The sequence below is a fragment of the Euzebyella marina genome, assembly GCF_003687485.1.
Classification (GTDB): domain Bacteria; phylum Bacteroidota; class Bacteroidia; order Flavobacteriales; family Flavobacteriaceae; genus Euzebyella; species Euzebyella marina.
Window position 1 is genome coordinate 105,901 of the sequence record NZ_CP032050.1, and the last position, 18,998, is coordinate 124,898.

General features: G+C 39.8%; 13 protein-coding genes. 6 read left to right on the forward strand and 7 right to left on the reverse strand.

Annotated elements, in window-relative coordinates:
* The first annotated feature begins 278 nt into the window (after positions 1 to 278).
* From D1013_RS00495 to D1013_RS00510, 4 genes are all read left to right on the forward strand, one after another.
* Entirely contained in the window at positions 279 to 3,269 is a 2,991-nt protein-coding gene (locus tag D1013_RS00495) for a SusC/RagA family TonB-linked outer membrane protein (RefSeq protein WP_121847018.1), read from the forward strand.
* A 46-nt stretch (positions 3,270 to 3,315) separates the two neighbouring features.
* Positions 3,316 to 5,061 (forward strand): RagB/SusD family nutrient uptake outer membrane protein, encoded by a 1,746-nt coding sequence (locus tag D1013_RS00500; protein ID WP_121847019.1) that lies wholly within the window; start codon positions 3,316 to 3,318, stop codon positions 5,059 to 5,061.
* A gap of 97 nt (positions 5,062 to 5,158) precedes the next feature.
* Positions 5,159 to 6,235 (forward strand): phosphatidylinositol-specific phospholipase C1-like protein, encoded by a 1,077-nt coding sequence (locus D1013_RS00505; protein ID WP_121850540.1) that lies wholly within the window; start codon positions 5,159 to 5,161, stop codon positions 6,233 to 6,235.
* Positions 6,236 to 6,237: 2 nt separating this feature from the next.
* Positions 6,238 to 8,112, forward strand: a complete 1,875-nt coding sequence (locus tag D1013_RS00510) for a metallophosphoesterase family protein (RefSeq protein ID WP_121847020.1) — start codon at positions 6,238 to 6,240, stop codon at positions 8,110 to 8,112.
* A gap of 7 nt (positions 8,113 to 8,119) precedes the next feature.
* Here the strand turns inward: D1013_RS00510 and D1013_RS00515 are convergent, their stop codons facing one another.
* From D1013_RS00515 to uxaC, 4 genes are read right to left on the reverse strand one after another with little or no spacing between them, the layout of a single operon-like run.
* Entirely contained in the window at positions 8,120 to 9,415 is a 1,296-nt protein-coding gene (locus D1013_RS00515; protein WP_121847021.1) for a TRAP transporter large permease, read from the reverse strand.
* A gap of 4 nt (positions 9,416 to 9,419) precedes the next feature.
* Positions 9,420 to 9,872 (reverse strand): TRAP transporter small permease, encoded by a 453-nt coding sequence (locus D1013_RS00520; RefSeq protein WP_225621384.1) that lies wholly within the window; start codon positions 9,870 to 9,872, stop codon positions 9,420 to 9,422.
* A 9-nt stretch (positions 9,873 to 9,881) separates the two neighbouring features.
* Entirely contained in the window at positions 9,882 to 10,862 is a 981-nt protein-coding gene (locus tag D1013_RS00525) for a TRAP transporter substrate-binding protein (protein ID WP_121847023.1), read from the reverse strand.
* 10 nt (positions 10,863 to 10,872) lie between these two features.
* Positions 10,873 to 12,279 carry a glucuronate isomerase gene (gene uxaC / locus D1013_RS00530; protein WP_121847024.1) on the reverse strand — a complete coding sequence of 469 codons (1,407 nt, stop codon included), beginning with the start codon at positions 12,277 to 12,279 and terminating at the stop codon, positions 10,873 to 10,875.
* A gap of 245 nt (positions 12,280 to 12,524) precedes the next feature.
* On the opposite strand from uxaC, the gene D1013_RS00535 reads away from it, so the two are divergent.
* Entirely contained in the window at positions 12,525 to 13,238 is a 714-nt protein-coding gene (locus D1013_RS00535) for an SDR family oxidoreductase (protein ID WP_121847025.1), read from the forward strand.
* A gap of 47 nt (positions 13,239 to 13,285) precedes the next feature.
* Here the strand turns inward: D1013_RS00535 and D1013_RS00540 are convergent, their stop codons facing one another.
* From D1013_RS00540 to kbl, 3 genes are all read right to left on the reverse strand, one after another.
* Positions 13,286 to 16,033 carry a PD-(D/E)XK nuclease family protein gene (locus D1013_RS00540; RefSeq protein ID WP_121847026.1) on the reverse strand — a complete coding sequence of 916 codons (2,748 nt, stop codon included), beginning with the start codon at positions 16,031 to 16,033 and terminating at the stop codon, positions 13,286 to 13,288.
* A 66-nt stretch (positions 16,034 to 16,099) separates the two neighbouring features.
* Positions 16,100 to 17,440: an OmpA family protein gene (locus D1013_RS00545; protein WP_121847027.1), complete on the reverse strand. Its 1,341-nt coding sequence runs from the start codon at positions 17,438 to 17,440 to the stop codon at positions 16,100 to 16,102.
* A gap of 113 nt (positions 17,441 to 17,553) precedes the next feature.
* On the reverse strand, positions 17,554 to 18,747 hold the full coding sequence (kbl, locus tag D1013_RS00550; RefSeq protein ID WP_121847028.1) for a glycine C-acetyltransferase: 1,194 nt from the start codon (positions 18,745 to 18,747) through the stop codon (positions 17,554 to 17,556).
* A gap of 90 nt (positions 18,748 to 18,837) precedes the next feature.
* Here kbl and D1013_RS20240 point away from each other — a divergent pair, with 90 nt between their 5' ends.
* Positions 18,838 to 18,996, forward strand: coding sequence for a hypothetical protein (locus D1013_RS20240; protein ID WP_162987766.1), 159 nt, complete (start codon positions 18,838 to 18,840; stop codon positions 18,994 to 18,996).
* Positions 18,997 to 18,998 lie beyond the last annotated feature (2 nt).

The following is an 18,998-nucleotide window of genomic DNA, read 5'->3' on the forward strand; positions in this document are numbered from 1 at the left end:
GCAGCTAGTTCTTTAACCAAATTCTTCCATGTGAAATTTGGTTAAAGAACTTTTTACCGTCAAAATGTGATTCGCCTGACTAACAGTATTTTGACTTTTACCTCCTAACATCTGCCTTACATTGGGGCAAAATAGTATACCTTTTCTTAAAACAAGCATGATTTTTCGCTAACGCTTGCTCTTCACCTGCAGATTACTTTTGACCCCTTCAAACACTCAAAAAAGTAATTGTAATCAATCTCATTTAATTCCCCCTGAAAATTTTTAATCCAACCTATATGAAAAATTTGAAAATTCCCTTATTTCTAATCACTATGCTCTTGACTTCAGTGTCTTGGGCTCAAACAATCGTTACGGGAACTGTCACCGACGAACAAGACGTACCTCTACCGGGTTCATCGGTAGTAGAAAAAGGAACATCTAACGGTGTAACTACAGACTTTGATGGAAATTTCTCCATTGAGGTAGAGAACAATGCAACTTTGATAATCTCTTATCTAGGCTATGCAACTCAAGAGGTAGCAATAGACGGAAGAACTGCCGTTACAGTTCAATTGCTACCCGACGCGACCCAATTAGAAGATGTGGTAGTCGTAGGATATGGCACCCAGAAAAGATCGGACATTACTGGGGCCATTTCCTCTGTAAAAAGTGAAGATTTCAATCAAGGTGTAGTAACCAACCCTGGAGAGTTATTACAAGGTAAAATGGCAGGTGTCAACATTACTTCTAATAGCGGTGAGCCTGGCGCATCTCAGAATGTAATAATTAGGGGTATTGGTAGTTTACGCTCGGGAACCCAACCTCTTTATGTCGTAGATGGCTTTTTGCTCGATAATTCATCAACAGGTGTAGCCACAAATCCATTAAACTTTCTGAATCCTAACGATATTGCAAGCATAGATGTTCTTAAAGATGCCAGCGCCACCGCTGTATATGGTTCAAGAGCTTCGAATGGTGTTGTTGTAATTACAACAAAAAGAGGGCGGTCGGGAAAAACGGAAATGAATCTCTCTTTATCTACTGCGGCCTCATCAATGTCAAACACAATAGATGTGTTTAATGCGGATGAATTTCGCACGCAAGTTGCTGCCACTGGCGGCTCGTTAGAAGATTATGGCGGAAACACCGATTGGCAAGATGAGCTTTCCCAAACAGGTATCTCTAAAAATCTTAACTTTTCAATGAGCGGTGCCAATAGTGAAAAATTCTCTTATTTCGCTTCAGTAGGTTACCAAGACCAAGAGGGTATTCTCAAGAATAGCAATTTGGAACGTTATTCAGGTAAGTTGAACATGACTCAAAAGGCCTTCAACGGTCGTGTAAATATTGACTATAACCTTACAGCGACCCATTCAGAAAACTTGCGTCCGAATATTAATTCTACGATAAGTGACATGCTAGGTTTGAACCCAACTGTACCGACCTACACAAACGGTGAACCTACACTTCTGAATACAAATGCTCTTAACCCTATCACCAGATACAATATCTATAGTGACAATGCTGAGAACAACCGAATTTTAGCAAGTATTTCACCTTCTGTCGAAATCGTAAAGGGGCTTACCTACAAGCTTAATTTTGGTATTGACTATTCTGCTACCAATAGAGACCAACAGTACAAGCCTTACACCTCTGTCGTAAACGAATCTGATATTTCTGATGGGGATGTCGTTACGACCATTAGTTCAAATTCAAACCAGCTTACAGAAAATACACTCACTTATAACTGGAGTCAAGATGTACACAGTTTAGTGGTTCTGGCTGGCCATTCTTACCAAAAGTTTATGGATGAAACCCGACAGTTTTCTTATCGAGGTTTCGCCGATAACAATATTGAGCCTATATATCAAGACCAATCAAGCTCAGACCAATATCCAACATCGGTTAGTTCTTCTGCGGTTAAGAATGAGCTTCAATCATATTTCGGCAGGGTAAACTATTCTTTTGACGATAAATACCTACTAACTGCTACATTTCGTGCCGACGGTTCCTCAAAATTCGGTGATAATAGAAAATATGGATACTTCCCTTCTTTTGCCCTTGGGTGGAATGCCAGCAATGAAGGTTTTATGGAGAATTCATTCTTTGATAACCTGAAATTGCGCGCAAGCTGGGGGCAAACAGGCAACCAAGAAATTCCTTCTAAAATAACCCAAGCCAGCTATTCTGAGGATAGATTGATTACGGGAGGTGAAAGTTTGAATACATACCCTATCGGCACAAATGCCACATCTATAGACGGGTACCCTTACGGTATTGTCTACACGAGACTGGCCAACCCCGATTTACAATGGGAGGTTTCTACCCAGATAGGGTTAGGTATCGATTTCGCATTACTTGATTACAGATTATCAGGTACGCTTGACTACTTCAATAAACAATCTTCTAACATATTGTTAGAGGTAGTGCCTGCTGATCCGGTTGAGCCGACGGCTACCTATTGGGATAATATCGACGATATGAAAATTCAAAACAATGGTCTTGAGCTTGCATTGGATTACAGAAGTGATGCTTCTAGAGATTTTTCATACAACATTGGCGGTAATGTAACTTACATTCAAAACAAAGTAAAGGATTCTCCTTATTCAGTCTTAACAACTGGCGCGGCCCAAGGTTCTGGTCAAAGTGGCGCTACGATCAATGGATATATAAATAATGAATCTATTGGGTCGTTTTATATGCTTCAATTCGAAGGTATTGGTGATGACGGGCTTAACCTCTTTAAGGATGTTAATGGTGATGGCTCTATTTTGGATAATGACAGAACAGTTGTTGGAAGTGCTATACCTAAATTTATATATGCTTATTATTTAAACTTTAAATATAAAGCATTTGACTTAGGCCTAAACTTTAATGGTGTATCTGGTAATAAAGTTTACAACCATACTAAAATGTCTCTTTTTACCAAAGCCCAATTATCTAGATCGGTCAATACAACTGATTTTGCAATCCAGTACCCTAACGAGTCTACCAGTAATTCGAATACCGTTTCGACACGCTATTTAGAAGACGGTTCATTTTTAAGACTTAACAATGCTACTCTGGCCTATAATTTAAGTTCAGATAAATTAGGTCTTGATGATGTAATTCAAAACATTCGTTTTTCAATTACTGGTCAGAATCTTTTTACGATTACCGATTACTCTGGGTTTGACCCCGAGGTAAATACAGGTTCTACCGCTGGAGGAATCCAAACTTTTGGAGTGGATTATTATACCTATCCAAAAGCTAGAACATTTTTGGTCGGTCTCAACCTAACTTTTTAAAAACTAGATAATCTCAGCTTATAGATAAGCATCAAAATATTATAAAATGAAAAATATATTATTCAGCAAAAAGCTTTCACTAGCAGTCTTCTTACTGGCATTTTTTGGGTGTACGGATTTAGAAGAAGAAGTTCTTGACGAGTCTCTCACCGGTACTGGTGAGGCAGAAGTAGTTAGTGGCTCGCTAGCACCCGTATATGGTAACTTGCGCTATGTATGGCAGCATACCAAAAACTTTGGTTTGCAAGAGGTAGCCTCAGATGAAGGTATACTACCTTATCGAGGAGGCACAGATTGGTATGACGGAGGTAAATTCATTGCCGTACACCAACATCTAATGACAGCGAGCAATGGCCTTGTTAAAGATACTTGGGATTATATAACATTAAGCTTATCTCGTGCTGTTATAGCAATTGAAAGATTGACTCCTGAAGCCGAAGCGGGCACCGCAAATGCTCAAAGCGCCATCAACGAAATGATAGCAATGAAAGCATATTTAAATATGCTTGCGCTTGACAATTGGGGCTTGGCTTTTAGAAAAAATAGTTCTGAAGAAATTTCTGAAATACTTAGAGGTGCCGAGGCTGTAGACTATATAGAAAGTGAGCTGCTTTCAGTCTTAGATGCTGTTTCGACCGACACCGATCCCGGAAGACTGAACAATAACTCCGTAAAAGCTTTATTGGCTCGCTTATATCTTAATGCAGCTGTTTATCGCGATCCTTACGGAACTCCAGACTTTCAACAGGAAGATATGGATAAGGTCATTCAATATACAGATGACCTAATCTCTGGCCCTTATGCTCTTTCAGAAGAATATTTTGAGCTTTTTAATGATGACAACCATGACAACCCTGAGCTTATTTTTGCTCTGGATCAAAGAGGCGTTCTTCAAACAGAACATAGTAGATGGGCATATTGGTCTATGTCAGGAGATCAAGTTCCAAGACCTGAAGTGCCAAGTTCTAGAGGTACCGATGCCGTTGCAGCAACACCGGATTTTTATCAAACTTGGGTTGATGCGTATGGCGAGGTTGATCCTGCTGACGCCGATGCGAGATTTTTTCAAGAAAATACTCTTATACCCGAAGAATTAAAAGACCTAACAGGTGTTAACCCTTCAAATGATGAAGATCATTATTATTGCATTCAGGCCGAAGATTTTCAAGTTGACCGAGGAATTCTACGTGGTATTATTTGGGGGCCTCGAAAAGACGAGAGTGGTAATATAATGACTTGCGATGACGGTACCGTGAGAATATACCCTGTCATCAATAGACGAACAAGTGGTTCCGATATAAGATACGTTGACCACAATCTACAAGTAGACTTTACTGCCGAAGGAAGTCTACACAACACCGGACATCGCTTTTCAAAATATCAGTTTAGCAGTACTGGAACCAATTGCTGTAATTATAGCAGTGTAGACTTAGTTTTGATACGTTTAGGTGAGATTTATTTAATGCGTGCCGAGGCCAAATTGAGAAATGGAGATATTGCAGGTGCATTAGCAGACATCAATACATTAAGAACTTCAAGAAGTGCAAGGCCTGATCAAACACCAGAAGCTTTAAGTGAGATAGATTTGGATATATTGTTCAGAGAGGCCGGTTTCGAGCTTTACTGGGAAGGTTTCAGACGCAACTATCAGATTCGCTTTGGCAAATATGAAGATAGCTGGACTGAAAAAACCGATAGCGATGTAAACAAAAGATTGTTTCCAATACCACAGCAAGCAATTGATGGGGCCTCTAGTGAAGATGGCTTCTTAGTTCAGAATCCTGGGTATTAAATCATCCTGAATCAAAACAGACAAATAAGGCAAGAAATAAACTTTCTTGCCTTATTTTTTACTTCAAAGTAACTATTATATTAAAAATTCGCATTCTATGAAATTCATTCCCATCATTTGCAGCGTATTCCTACTAGGTATAATATTCATAAGCAAACCACCATTAAAAATCCAAAATGATACTATTAAACTGAATGATATTCAAATAATAGGCAGTCATAACAGTTATAAAATAGCCATAGAAGAACCCCTTTTCAATTTGCTTTTACAGAAAGACTCTTCATTGAAAAGCTTAGAATATGAGCATATTCCATTGAACGATCAACTTAATTTGGGTTTGAGAAGTTTAGAACTTGATGTTTTTGATGATCCGGATGGCAGCTACTACTCTAATCCAAAAGGCCTAGACTTTATAAAAGAAAAAGGTCTTGCCCCACTACCCTTCGACGAAGAAAAAAAGCTTCAAGAGCCAGGCTTGAAAGTATTTCACGTTCAAGAATTTGACTTTCGCAGCCATCATCTTCTTTTTAAGGAAGCATTAGAAGAATTGAAAATTTGGTCTTCGTCAAACATAGGTCATACCCCTATAATTATTACGCTTAACGCTAAAGATGGTCAAATTCCACAAACTAGAAAGCCATTTCCATTTACAGCAAAAGCCCTTAAAAACATAGATAAGGAAATTCGTGAGGTCTTCAGTGAAGAGCAATTGATAGTACCTGATTTGGTCAGAGGGAATTTTAACACTTTACAAGAGGCCATATTAGCAAATGGTTGGCCTAACTTAAATGATGTTAAAAACAGGTTTATGTTTGTTTTAGATGAAGGAGATACCAAGGCGGATGCCTATATCTCAAATTTTCCAAATTTAGAAGGTGCGGCATTATTTGTAAACAAGGAAGAGGGTAACCCAACATCTGCATTTAGAATTATAAATGACCCAATTAAAAATTTTGATAAAATAAAAAATTTGGTTTCTAAAGGCTATTTAGTTCGTACTCGTGCAGACGCTAATACCAAAGAGGCCAGAACCAACGATTATAAGAGATTTGAAAAGGCTAAAAATTCCGGTGCACAAATTATCACTACTGACTACTATATGCCAAGTAAACTTTTTAAATCAGACTTTAAAGTCAGTTTTGAAGATGGTACTTTTGAAAAAATTCAGAAGTAAATATGCTTAAAAAGTACTTATATACCCTTTTTATCTTAATCAGCTTCTCCTGTAAACAAAAAACTTCCATTCAAGAAAAACCTGTACAAATAGCTTTCCTTTCCGATGTGCATCTGCTTGACGTGAAAGGAACCTTGGAGGATGTTGGTTACAATGGCATAGAAAACCCAAAAACAGGCTCTAAGGCGTTTATTCGAACTATGGAGGCCCAATTGCATTCTACCCGATTGTTCAATGAAAATTACTTTGCTTTCTTAGCCGCTCTTGACGATGTTGTAAAAAAGGGCATCAAGATTGTTGCCCTACCCGGAGATTTTAGTGATGATGGCCAACCTATAAATGTTCGTGGTCTCAACCGCATACTGAACGAGTATTCTGAAAAGCATGGAATCTCTTTCTTCATTACCACGGGAAACCATGATCCCACGAGCCCGTTCGGAGAAGCAAGCGGGAAAAGTGATTTTATGGGCGAACAGGGTCGTTCTCAATCAATCATCAGTAGTGAAGACTTAGTTAAATCGAAAGGCAAAAATGATCTACCAGCTATAGTGAGCGATGACATTAGGGCTATGGGTTACTCTGAAATTGTGGGCGAGCTATCAAACCACGGCTTTTTTCCGCAAAAAGATTATCATTACTGGACAACTCCTTTTACTGGATACAACAACGATAACTACACCTTTGAGAAAGCCCAAAACAGCGCTTCATTGTCCCGCCGTGAATATAGGCAAAACCCTGAAGCCAAGGCGCAACCCGATGTTAGTTATTTGGTCGAGCCAGTAGAAGGCGTTTGGCTGGTCGCAATCGATGCGAATGTATACCTTCCAAAAGAAGAAGGAGAGGGTTTTCAAGGTGCCAGTATTGGATACAATCTGGTTTTAAAGCATAAAAAATACCTTATAGATTGGATGTCACATATCTGCTCGGAGGCCAAAAGATTGGACAAGAAAGTAATTGCCTTTAGCCATTTTCCGATGATTGATTTCAATGATGGTGCCTCGTTGCAAATGAAAGAGCTGTTTGATGAAAAAGCATTTCAAGCCCATAGAATACCCGATGACCTTGTTGGCCAAATGTTCGCCGATGCCGGCCTAAAAATTCATTTCGGTGGCCATATGCATTTGAATGACACGGGAATCATAAAAGGTAAAAACGGAAATACGTTGGTGAACATTCAAGTACCTTCTTTAGCCGCTTATACGCCTGCCTACAAAATACTTGAAATAGCGAACGACAGTATTCTAAATATTGATACGGTTGTCTTGGATTCGGTTTCTGATTTCAAAGAATTTTTTCCTTTGTACGAAATGGAACACTCTTATTTAAACGAGAATGCTCCTTCACGATTATGGAACTTTGATGTTCTAGCATCCGAGAATTACGTTGAATACACGAATGCGCATTTAGAAGAACTGGTACGCCTTCGCTTTCTTCCATCGGAATGGCCCGAAAACCTTCTATCCATTTTAGAAAATAGAAGTGGTAAGGAGCTTTTCATTCTTGCAAACTCCGAGATAGACCCGAAAGAGATAGATGCCACACTAATTAAAGACTCCTTATGGAAGCAGGCCATGGAAGCCTCCCAAAAAACGGCAAATGAACACGGACTTCAACTTGAAGACTTTGCTTCATGGCAAGGAAATACCCTTATCGAAGATTTTTACAGGCTTAGAAGTGGTGATGAACTTGCACTAGAGCAAATTCCCGCCAAAAGAATCGAACAATACAAGTTATTCTCCAAAACACTAAATCTGGAAGCCAACGACTATTTGAATAACCTACAGCTCTTTATGACCATCGTAGAGAAACAGATGAATGGTGAACCCGCCAATCATTTTTCCATCAACCTTAATAAAGGGGTTCTGATCAAGAGATAACATTCTCCTATAAGTCAAAAAGGCTTGGCAACCATAAACTCAACTGCGGAAAATAGGTGACCAAAAAAAGCGCCAACAGCATGGCCAAAAAGAGCGGAAGCAAGGGTTTGACGACCTTTTCAATGCTGGTTTTGGCTATACCTACCCCAACAAAGAGAACCGAGCCCACCGGAGGGGTACACAGGCCTATACAAAGATTGAGTACCATAATGATTCCGAAATGAACCGGGTCTAACCCCAATTTTGTTACTACCGGTAGAAATATTGGCGTAAAGATGAGCACGGCAGGCGTCATATCCATAAAAATACCTACGAATAACAGCAGAAGGTTAATAATCAATAGAATTACAATCTCATTTTCACTGATACCTAGAAGGCCTGCGCTGATTTCTTGGGGAATGTTCTCGTACGACAAGGCCCATGACATACTCATTGAAGCCCCGATCAGCAACATTACGATAGCGGTAGTAGCCGAAGAGTCAAGAAGTATTTGCGGTAATTTCGGAAATGATATCTCTTTATAGAAAAAGCCCAATAGCAAGCTGTACAATACCGCAATCGCCGAAGCCTCGGTGGCGGTAAAAACACCAGTAACGATTCCGCCGATTACTACCACTAACATGAACAGACTTGGCAGGGCATCAACAAAAGTTCTAAGAACCTCTTTCAAGCTACTTCGCTTGCCGACCTTGAAACCCTTTTTCTTGGCCCAAACAAAGGCAACAATCATCAAGAAAAGACCGGTCAGTAATCCTGGAATATATCCTGCCAAAAAGAGTGCCGCAATCGAAGCACCCCCACTTGCCAGTGAATAAACAATCAAAACATTACTTGGCGGAATGACCAGTCCTGTAGTTGCGGCGGTGATATTCACGGCGGCACCAAATTCCTTCGAATAACCCTCCTTTTCCATTTCAGGGCCTAAAATGCTTCCCATCGCAGAGGCTGCGGCCATAGCAGACCCGGCAATTGCACCCATCAACATTGCAGATATAATATTGATCAATGCCAAACCTCCGGGCAGGGCCCCGACAAGGGTTTTCGCGAAGGCGATGAGCCTGTTAGCTATCCCACCTTTGTTCATGAGCTCCCCCGACAGAATGAACAGCGGTATCGCGAGTAACGCAAAGCTGTCCAAGCCCGTACCAATTCTCTGGGCAACCGTAGTAAAAGCGGGCATTACAGGTATGCTGACCAACATGGTCAACACAGAAGAGATGGCAATACTCCACGCTACGGGCGTACCAATTGCCAAAAGCATTATAAAACTTATTACAAGAACCAAAATTGGTGCATACTCCATAGTACTAGCTTTTCAGGATATCGGAAATTTTATAATAGACGATCAAAATACCGCTCAGAGGGAGAACGAGATAAACCACGGAAAGTGGAACTTGCAATGCCGGTGAGTTCTGGTCAAGAACATGCACGATGTAAACCAAACGGGAACCTCCTATCACCAAGCCCCCTAAAGCAAACAGTATAATTAAAACCTTAACTAAGAGGTGCAGCTTTTTTTGGGTCTCTTGACTAAACTTTCGAGGCAAAACATCAATTGCAACATGTAAATTTTGACCTGCCACATAGGCCGCACCCAAAATACCGATCCAAATCATGAGATAACGTGCCAATTCATCGGTAAAAGAACTGGGGGATCCCAAAAGAAACCTACTAAATACTTGCCATAATACATTCAATACCATAACGGCCATGAGAACGATGAGCACGTATGATAAAACTTGGTCTATTTTTTTACGCATTCTAATCTATTATTTGGTGGCTTGAATATCTTGAATTAGTTGATAAAGCTCTTTATCGTCTTTATACTTATCAAAAGAGTCTTTAATTTCTTCAGCAAAAAGTTCTTTATTGGGTCGAATAACCTCTACACCTGCTTTCTGTACTTCTGCAAGTGCCTCTGCTTCCGATTCGGCCCATAACTTTCTTTGGTAGACTACCGAATTGTCAACCGCTTTTTTCAACCAACTTTTTTCATCCTCTGAAAGTCGCTCCCAAAGATTGGTGCCCACAAGAACCACATCGGGCAGTACCGTGTGCTCGTCTAGACTATAGTATTTACAAACCTCATAGTGACGTGATAAGTAAAAACTAGGCGGATTGTTCTCTGCCCCATCAACCACACCCTGTTGTAGAGCCGTATAAAGTTCGCCCCAGGAGATAGGAGTTGGCGATCCACCAAGGCCTTTGACCATATCCATAGCTGTTACACTTTCCATGACCCTAATTTTTAGTCCGACCAAATCTTCAGGTGTACGAACCGGCCTATCTTTGGTGTAAAAGCTTCGGCTTCCGGCATCATAATAACCAAGACCCTTTAACCAATATTTCTCACCTTCGTTCAATAGATTCTGGCCTATGGGGCCATCAAGTACATTAAAGGAGTGCTCTCTATCACGAAATAAAAAGGGTAGACCCAAAACCTTCATTTTCGGAGCAAAATTCTCTAAAGTTCCTACGGATACTTTGGTCATGTCAAGACTTCCTATCTGTAATAGCTCTAGACACTGTCTCTCGGTACCAAGTTGCTGACTTGGGTAAATTTCCAATTTCATCTTTCCGCCAGAGATCTTTTCGAGATCCTCTCCCATTTTAACCATAGCCTTATGAACCGAGTGACTTACATCAAGGCCATGGCCCAGGCGCACTACTCTAGTTTCGCTTAGTTCACCACAGGAATTTAAGGTCATCAAGACCAAAAAGCACATGGCAAATCTTATATATAATTTCATAAGGGTCGGTTTACAGGTCAAAGTATTCTTTGGCATTATTATAGCAGATATCTTGAACAATCTTTCCAATCCAATCCATATCATTAGGAAGCTCGCCACGCTTAATATCCTCACCAAAAAGATTACATAAAATTCTTCTAAAATATTCGTGTCGTGGAAAAGAGAGAAAACTTCTAGAGTCGGTCAACATCCCAATAAAACAACTGATAAGGCCCATGTTGGATAACGTATTCATCTGCTCGATCATACCATCTTTCTGATCCAGAAACCACCAGCCGGAGCCCCATTGAACCTTTCCTTTTACGCTACCGTCATTAAAATTGCCGATCATGGTTGCCATCATCGCATTGTCGCTAGGGTTTAAGTTATAAAGTATGGTCTTGGTCAGTTTATCTTTACTGTCCAACGTGTTCAAAAATTTAGACAGGGCCTGCGCCTGAGGGTAATCACCCATGGAATCCCAACCTGTATCGGGGCCCAGAATACTGAGCATTCTTTTGTTGTTATTACGAAGTGCCCCTAAATGAAACTGCTGAACCCAGCCAAATTCATGGTAACTTTCCGATAGAAATAGCAGAAGGGCGCTTTGAAATTTGGCATTCTCTTCTTTGGTTACTGTCGCACCTTCACGCCTTTTCTTGAATATGGCGTTAATTTCTGAAGCGGTAAATTCTTCGGCAAACAAATGGTTCAAACCATGGTCGCAAAGGCGACATCCGTTATCGTGAAAATAACTTATTCTCTGTTTTAGGGCTGTACAAAGGTCTTCGTAAGTTGAAATCGTAAGATTGGTGGCCTTCTCAAGATTATCTAGGTAATCGTTATAGGTTTCACTGTCTATCAAAATAGCCTTATCAGGCCTGAACGCCGTACTCACTTTAGTGCCAAAAGAACTTTTGGCCAACTGCTGGTGATATTCCAAGGTGTCCGTAGGGTCTTCCGTCGTACACAATACCTCGACATTCATTTTTGAAATCAATTCTCTACAACTATAATTTGAACCGTTCAGCTTTTCAGAAGCGTTATCGAAAATGGTATCGGCATTCTTTTCGTTCAACAAGTCGTTTATCCCAAAGTAGCGGGAAAGCTCCATATGGGTCCAGTGATAAAGAGGATTCCTCATAGTATAAGGTACCGTGTAGGCCCATTTGGCAAATTTTTCTTTGGCCGATGCACCACCCGTTATAAATTTTTCTTCGATCCCCAATGTTCTCATGGCTCGCCATTTGTAATGATCACCATCGATCCAAGCTGCAGTTATGGAGTCGAAAATGGTGTTTTCCGCCAAAGCTTTTGGCGATAAATGGTTATGGTAATCGATTACAGGCATGTCTACAGCGAAATCATGATAGAGCTGTTGAGCATACTTGCTTTCCAATAAAAAATTATCATTTATAAGGGAATGTCCTGTTGCCATATTTGAACTAATCTAGTGTTCTGATTTAGGATAACTTTATTTTTTTTCGATTCTATTCTCAAATCTGCAAGGTTTTAAAAATAGGCTTCTATTACCTTTTAAACAAGAAAAAAGATAAAGAATACAAAGAGCCCTCAAATAGTTTTAATGTTTAAAATTTGATGCGCATTTGTTTTAAGAAAACTATAACGTCATCATTTTTTCTGTTTGTGAAGTGCTGATTACATTCCATAAAAATTTCAAACATGAAAGATCTGAAAAATAAAGTTGCATATATAACCGGTGGCTCTAAGGGAATTGGCTTTGGAGTGGCCAAAAAACTGGTGGAATCCGGTATGAAGGTGGCTATCAGCGGAAGAACGCTACAAACCGTACAAAAAGCCGCTGCCGAGTTAGGAGATGAAAATCAAGTAATCGGTGTTGCAACTGATGTATCAAAATTACGTGACGAAGAAGAGGCCGTTAAAAAAATTCTCAATAAATGGGGCCAAATAGATTTGGTTCTTGCCAATGCCGGAGTTGGAAACTTCGCACCCATCGATGAAATGTCAGAGACAGAATGGCATCAAATGATCAACATCAACTTAAACGGTGTTTTTCATACGTTAAAAGCGTCAGTGGCGGCCCTAAAAGAATCAAAAGGGTATTATATGACCTTGGCCAGTTTGGCCGGCACTAATTTCTTTGCCAATGGAGCGGGATACAATGCCACTAAGTTTGGTGTGGTAGGCTTTACGCAGGCGGCCATGTTAGACTTGAGAAAATATGATATAAAAGTAACCACTATCATGCCTGGTTCGGTAGCTACCCATTTTGCGGGAAACACACCGGACGACAAAGATGCTTGGAAGATTCAACCGGAAGACATTGGCCAATTAGTGGTCGATTTATTGAACATACACCCAAGAACGCTGCCTAGCAAAGTAGAGGTGAGACCAAGTAGGCCGGACAAAAAATAAGTTTTCTACTTTTAAAAAATCCCATTGGTATTTACCAATGGGATTTTTTATTCAATTTCTTTTTCAACAAAGGGTTGTTGCGGACTACAAATCTCAATAATTAGCTTTCTTAAGTAAAAAGTAAATGTGTCAAGAACCTCGTTATTGATTATATAATCTTTTGTTCTGCTTCTACTCGCTTCTTTAGTAGCAAAAGATAGAATACCTGAATTCAAATTTTTAAAGGAAAAAATACCCGCCTGTAACTGGTTGATAGGTTGTAACCCAGTATACATTATCGCGTAACATAGTAATTGAAAAGCTTTGCTATACTTATAGTCGGTAATAAGTTCTTCCCAATTGACTATCTCAACCTGAGGCTGCGTGACTTTGCCCGTTTTGTAGTCAATGATTCTCAAAACCCCATCATGTTCATCAATTCGGTCCAGTTTTCCCTTTAACCTCACCGGAAAATCCAGTTCTGGAATGGGTAAATCGACTTTGAGATTTTCTTCGAGTGCTAAAATTTTGATTCTATGCGATTCTATTTCCTTGATTTCCATATCAATGAAATTCTCGATATACCTTACAATTACATTGTACGCAATAAAGTTCTTCCCTCTTGAAATATCTCCGCCAAAGAACGTCTTTGAAAATTCTCTATTGACCAATGTTGTAACCTTCTTTTTGGCCTCATGCATTTTATCTTTCTCTAAAAAATGCCCGATAAATGGGGTATATAGTTCTTCAAGTACATCGTGCACAATGGTGCCAAAGGTGTTTGCGGCGATATTTTCTTCTACCTCTAGTACATCGTCTATGCCCAGCAAATTCCTCTTATAGAAATCTATTGGGTTACGCACATAGTTACTCAAAGAGGTTGGTGAAAAGCCCCGATTCGAGTGTTCTTTTATGAGGGAAATCAAATGCGAATCTTTTTCGATCATCTCAGGTGTTTTCATCTGAGGAACGATAATGGGCGCCGCTATTTTTTCAACTATTGAACCTTTAAAATGGTCATCTGCAAGAAGCTGACGAATAAGACGACTTGGCTCACCCCCTTCCAGAACATCAGGCTCGGTATTGTAGAGAATGTATATATTCTTAGCCCTTTGTAGCAACCTATAAAAGTGATAGGTATAAACCGCATCTTTTTCTTTGTAGGTAGGAAGCCCTAAGCGTACTTTTAAATCGAACGGTATGAAAGAGTTATTTGACTTACCAGAAGGTAATATGCCTTCGTTTACAGAAGTCAAGATAACAGTTTCAAAATCAAGATTTCTACTCTCTAGCATACCCATAATCTGAAGACCTTCTAAGGGTTCGCCTTGAAAATCTAAGGACTCGGTATTAACCAATTCACGATATAGGGCCTGCAATGACCTTAAATCTTTTACAAAAGTATTTTCCTCGACTAGGCCCGAAAGTTGGTTAAAAAGAGTAAAAAAACGGTATAAATACTCCAATCCGAGATGGTCATGTCGTTTTATCAGAACTTCTTTGAGGGCCAAAACTACCCTCTTGCACAATTCTATGAATGTGGTTGGTTCGTAAAGCTTATGAGAAAAAAGCAACGGAGCCATTTCAGACTCAAGTAGGGCCAAAAGTCTTTCAGAATTAAGATAAGCCCAATTGTTCTTTTTGATGGATTCCAGAGCGGTTGCTACCTTATCGGATTCTTCATCATCAAACAGAATTCGTACGTACGGGTGCGCTAGAAATGATTCTATGGCCAAATGAAACCAACCTTGTTCAGTTCGGGTAATATATAAATCAAGTAAATCATCAAAAACAGAAGCCATGGGCGTTTTTGATAATGGATAACCCATGGTAATGTTTATTCCCTCAACCTCATCAGGAATAGAGTTGATAATGGGGTTCATCAAGGTTTCATCACCTAAAACTACGGCCATGTTTTGTAGATTCTGTAATTGAGATTTGCTCAAATCTCGTAGAAGTTGGCCCAAATATTTGGCTTGTGAAATATTCTTCGGTATTCCGATAACTTCAATATGCTTCTTAGAGAGGAAATTCGAACTAATTCCTTTTGGGGAATTCTGCTCGAAAAAAGACCAAGAATTAAAATGCTGACGAATGAAAAGACCTGCGTCATGAATATCATCGTCCAGAAAATACTCATCAACATCCCAATAAATATCAGCTTTGGTAGAATTGAGAATATACTGAATTATGCGACTTTCCGAAGTGTTCAGGGCGTTGAAACCAACAAATACGAAATGCTTGTTCGCATGTGTGCTAACAAAACCTTCTATGGCCTCGCAAGCTTTTCTATAGACAAGGCCTTGATGACCCATGCCTTTATGTAAAAGCTTTGTGCAAAAATCAGAATAGAGATTATCCAAACTATACCAAAATTTCAGATAATCGACCATTAAGTCGGTCTTTTCTTCTTGTAAAGACCAGTGGTTAATTTCCTGTATGGCCGCCAGATTTGAAAATAGTTCATTGGCATCTACCAAATAGCGATCAATCTCATTAAAGTCTTGCAAAAGGGTCTGTGCCCATTTACTAAATGCAAAGAAATCATCCTTACGCTCATAAGGTTGCTCTAAATAACATTCGTAGAGGGTAAACAATTGTTGGGTATTGTTAGCGAATAGCAATCCAGAGATTTTCTCAACAAAAGATTCAATACTGAAAATCTCAGGTGAAAAAAATGTCTTTCCTGTATTTTTCGCCAGAGCAGTGCGAAGAAAAGTACCGGCCCTTTTACTGGGTAAAACAACTATTAAACTCTCAAACCCATAGTGCTTCTGGGCTATGTCATGAACTACCTCGTCTATAAAGCTACGCATACCCAAAAATAAAAAAGCCCCGACAATAGTCGAGGCTTTTCCAATTATTTAGTAAGGTCTAAGAAATTACTTTACCAAGTTAATTTCAACCCTTCTGTTTTCTTTTCTACCACTTCTTGTGTTGTTAGAAGCGATTGGCTTGTCTTCACCGTAACCTACAGCTGACAATCTGAATTCTTCGATACCTTTATCTACCAAGAACTCTTTTACAGAAAGTGCTCTTGACTCAGAAAGGCTCTGGTTCAATTTCTGGCTACCAACGCTGTCAGTGTGACCCTCTACAGTAAACTTAGCAGTTGGGTACTCTTTCAAGATAGTGATGATGTCAACCATTACTGATGTAGACTCAGCTTTGATAGTAGACTTACCAGTATCGAACAAGATTGTTCTAGCGTATTCGTTCAATTGCTTCTGAACTTCTTCAGTTACTTCTGGGCAACCTTGGTTAGCTACAGTACCGGCAACATCTGGACATTTATCATCTTTATCCAATACACCGTCACCATCGCTATCTGGCCATGGGCAACCTTTGTTCTCAGCAGGACCAGCTTCGTTTGGACACTCATCATCACCGTCAGCAACACCGTCACCATCAGCATCAGGACAACCAGCCAAGTTAGCTAAACCTGCAACATCTGGACATTTGTCATCTTTATCGGCAACACCGTCACCGTCAGAATCAGGGCAACCGTTCATTTCAGCAGAACCAGCTTCGTTAGGACAAGCATCTTTGCTGTCTTCGATACCATCACCATCAGCATCAGGACAACCGTTGAAAGCCTCAAGACCAGCAACTTCAGGACAAGCATCATCTTTATCATAGATACCATCACCATCAGTATCGGTACCGCCGAATTTAACAGCAATACCTGCTAGGTGTTGCCAATGCTTAGCCAAGTAATCTTCGAAAGCATGCTTATAAGTAGTTTGAACTGTAAGACCGATGTTATCAGTAAACCAGAAGTTGATACCTACACCACCATTGGCAGTACCAGCCCCGATTTCATCAATCCAAGTGTAACCACCACCGATTTCAATAAAAGGATCGATTACAGTTCCTTCGATAAAGTTGTATTTAATTGTACCATCTATAGCGTAGTGAGAAAGGTCATCGACACTCATATCTCCCAATTTTCCAATTTTGTTCAAAGAACCTCTAGCACCTACGGAGAAACCGCTACCAACGTACTTTGATACACCAACGTAAGAGATGGAAGGAAGAATATTCCAATGGTCGGTTGCATTGAAAAGCTGACTACCGAAACCGCCGTCGTCACCAGTTGGATAAGTGTCTATGGCATTCACCCCAAAGCTAACCTGCCAAGGGTTATTCTCGTCTTGCGCTTGTATGTTGTTAACCCCAACAACCAGTAGGATAACAACCAAAAATTTGCTAAGATGTTTCATGTTCAAATTTTTAAGTTTAAGTGTTTATTAGCTGCAAATGTAAGTTGTTAAATATTATTAACAAAATCAATTATCTATTTTTTTTAACGCGTTTCGTGGATTAAATAATGCATTTAAACGATGTCTAGATCGTGTCCGACGTCAATAAATGCGGAGATTGCGCGGTCAAGATGCTCAGTTTCATGAGCTGCCGATAATTGTACGCGTATTCTCGCTTTGCCTTTAGGAACTACCGGATAAAAGAACCCAATAACATAAATACCTTTCTCCAATAAGAGCTTCGACATCTCTTGCGCCAGTTTCGCATCATATAGCATTATAGGTACAATGGCAGATTCACCATCTATAATATCAAAGCCGGCTTTTTTGATACCTTCTTTAAAATAAGATGTATTTCGTTGAAGCTTATCTCTAAGGGAGGTATCATTTTGTAATAGCTCAAATACCTTTATGGAAGCCCCAACAATTGCCGGTGCCAATGAATTCGAGAAGAGGTAAGGTCTCGAGCGTTGCCTCAAAATTTCAATAATTTCCTTTTTACCCGTGGTATAACCTCCCATGGCACCTCCTAAAGCTTTGCCCAAAGTACCGGTAATAATATCGATCCTGCCCATTACTCCTTTCTCTTCAAGAGTACCTCGACCAGTTTCACCTATAAAACCAGTAGCATGACATTCATCGATCATGACTAAGGCATCATATTTATCGGCCAAGTCACAAATCTTATCCAATGGTGCCACTAGACCATCCATTGAGAAAACCCCATCGGTTACGATAATTTTAAATCGAGCACCATCTTCTACCGATTGTTGAAGCTGTTTTTCTAAGTCTGACATATCGCTATTTGCATAGCGGTATCGTTTGGCCTTACACAGACGAACACCATCTATAATAGAGGCATGGTTCAACGAATCGGAAATAATAGCATCTTCAGCTGTCAAAAGCGGTTCAAAAACTCCCCCATTGGCATCGAATGCAGCAGCATATAAAATAGTATCCTCGGTACCATAAAACTCGGCAATCTTGCTTTCAAGTTCTTTATGTATGTCTTGGGTACCGCAAATGAACCTCACGGAAGACATTCCGAAGCCGTGTGTATCTAGCGTATCTTTGGCGGCCTGTATTACTTTGGGGTGTGATGATAACCCCAAGTAATTGTTCGCACAGAAGTTGATTACTTCAGAACCATCTGAGATTTTTATAACGGCGCCTTGCGGAGAGGTAATAATTCTTTCTGTTTTGAATAGACCATCATCTTTGATCTGGCTTATTTCATTTTCTAAATGCTCTTTTATCTTTCCGTACATATATAAGGTATATCTAAATTTTTAGTTTAAAAGTTTTTAAGCCACAATTCAACTCAATCAGGCCCGCCCCAAAAGTATAAAATAAGTATCATGCAGCTAAAACTAGAAATTATGACATCAAAAGTATTAGGTCTCGCTTCGGCCTTGACCAGAAATAGAAAGTACACGTTGGCGCTTGTTGGGGCACAGTTCGCCTATCTAAGCTATAAATACATTAAGAATAGAAAGAAAAGTAAAAAACGTTCTTAAGA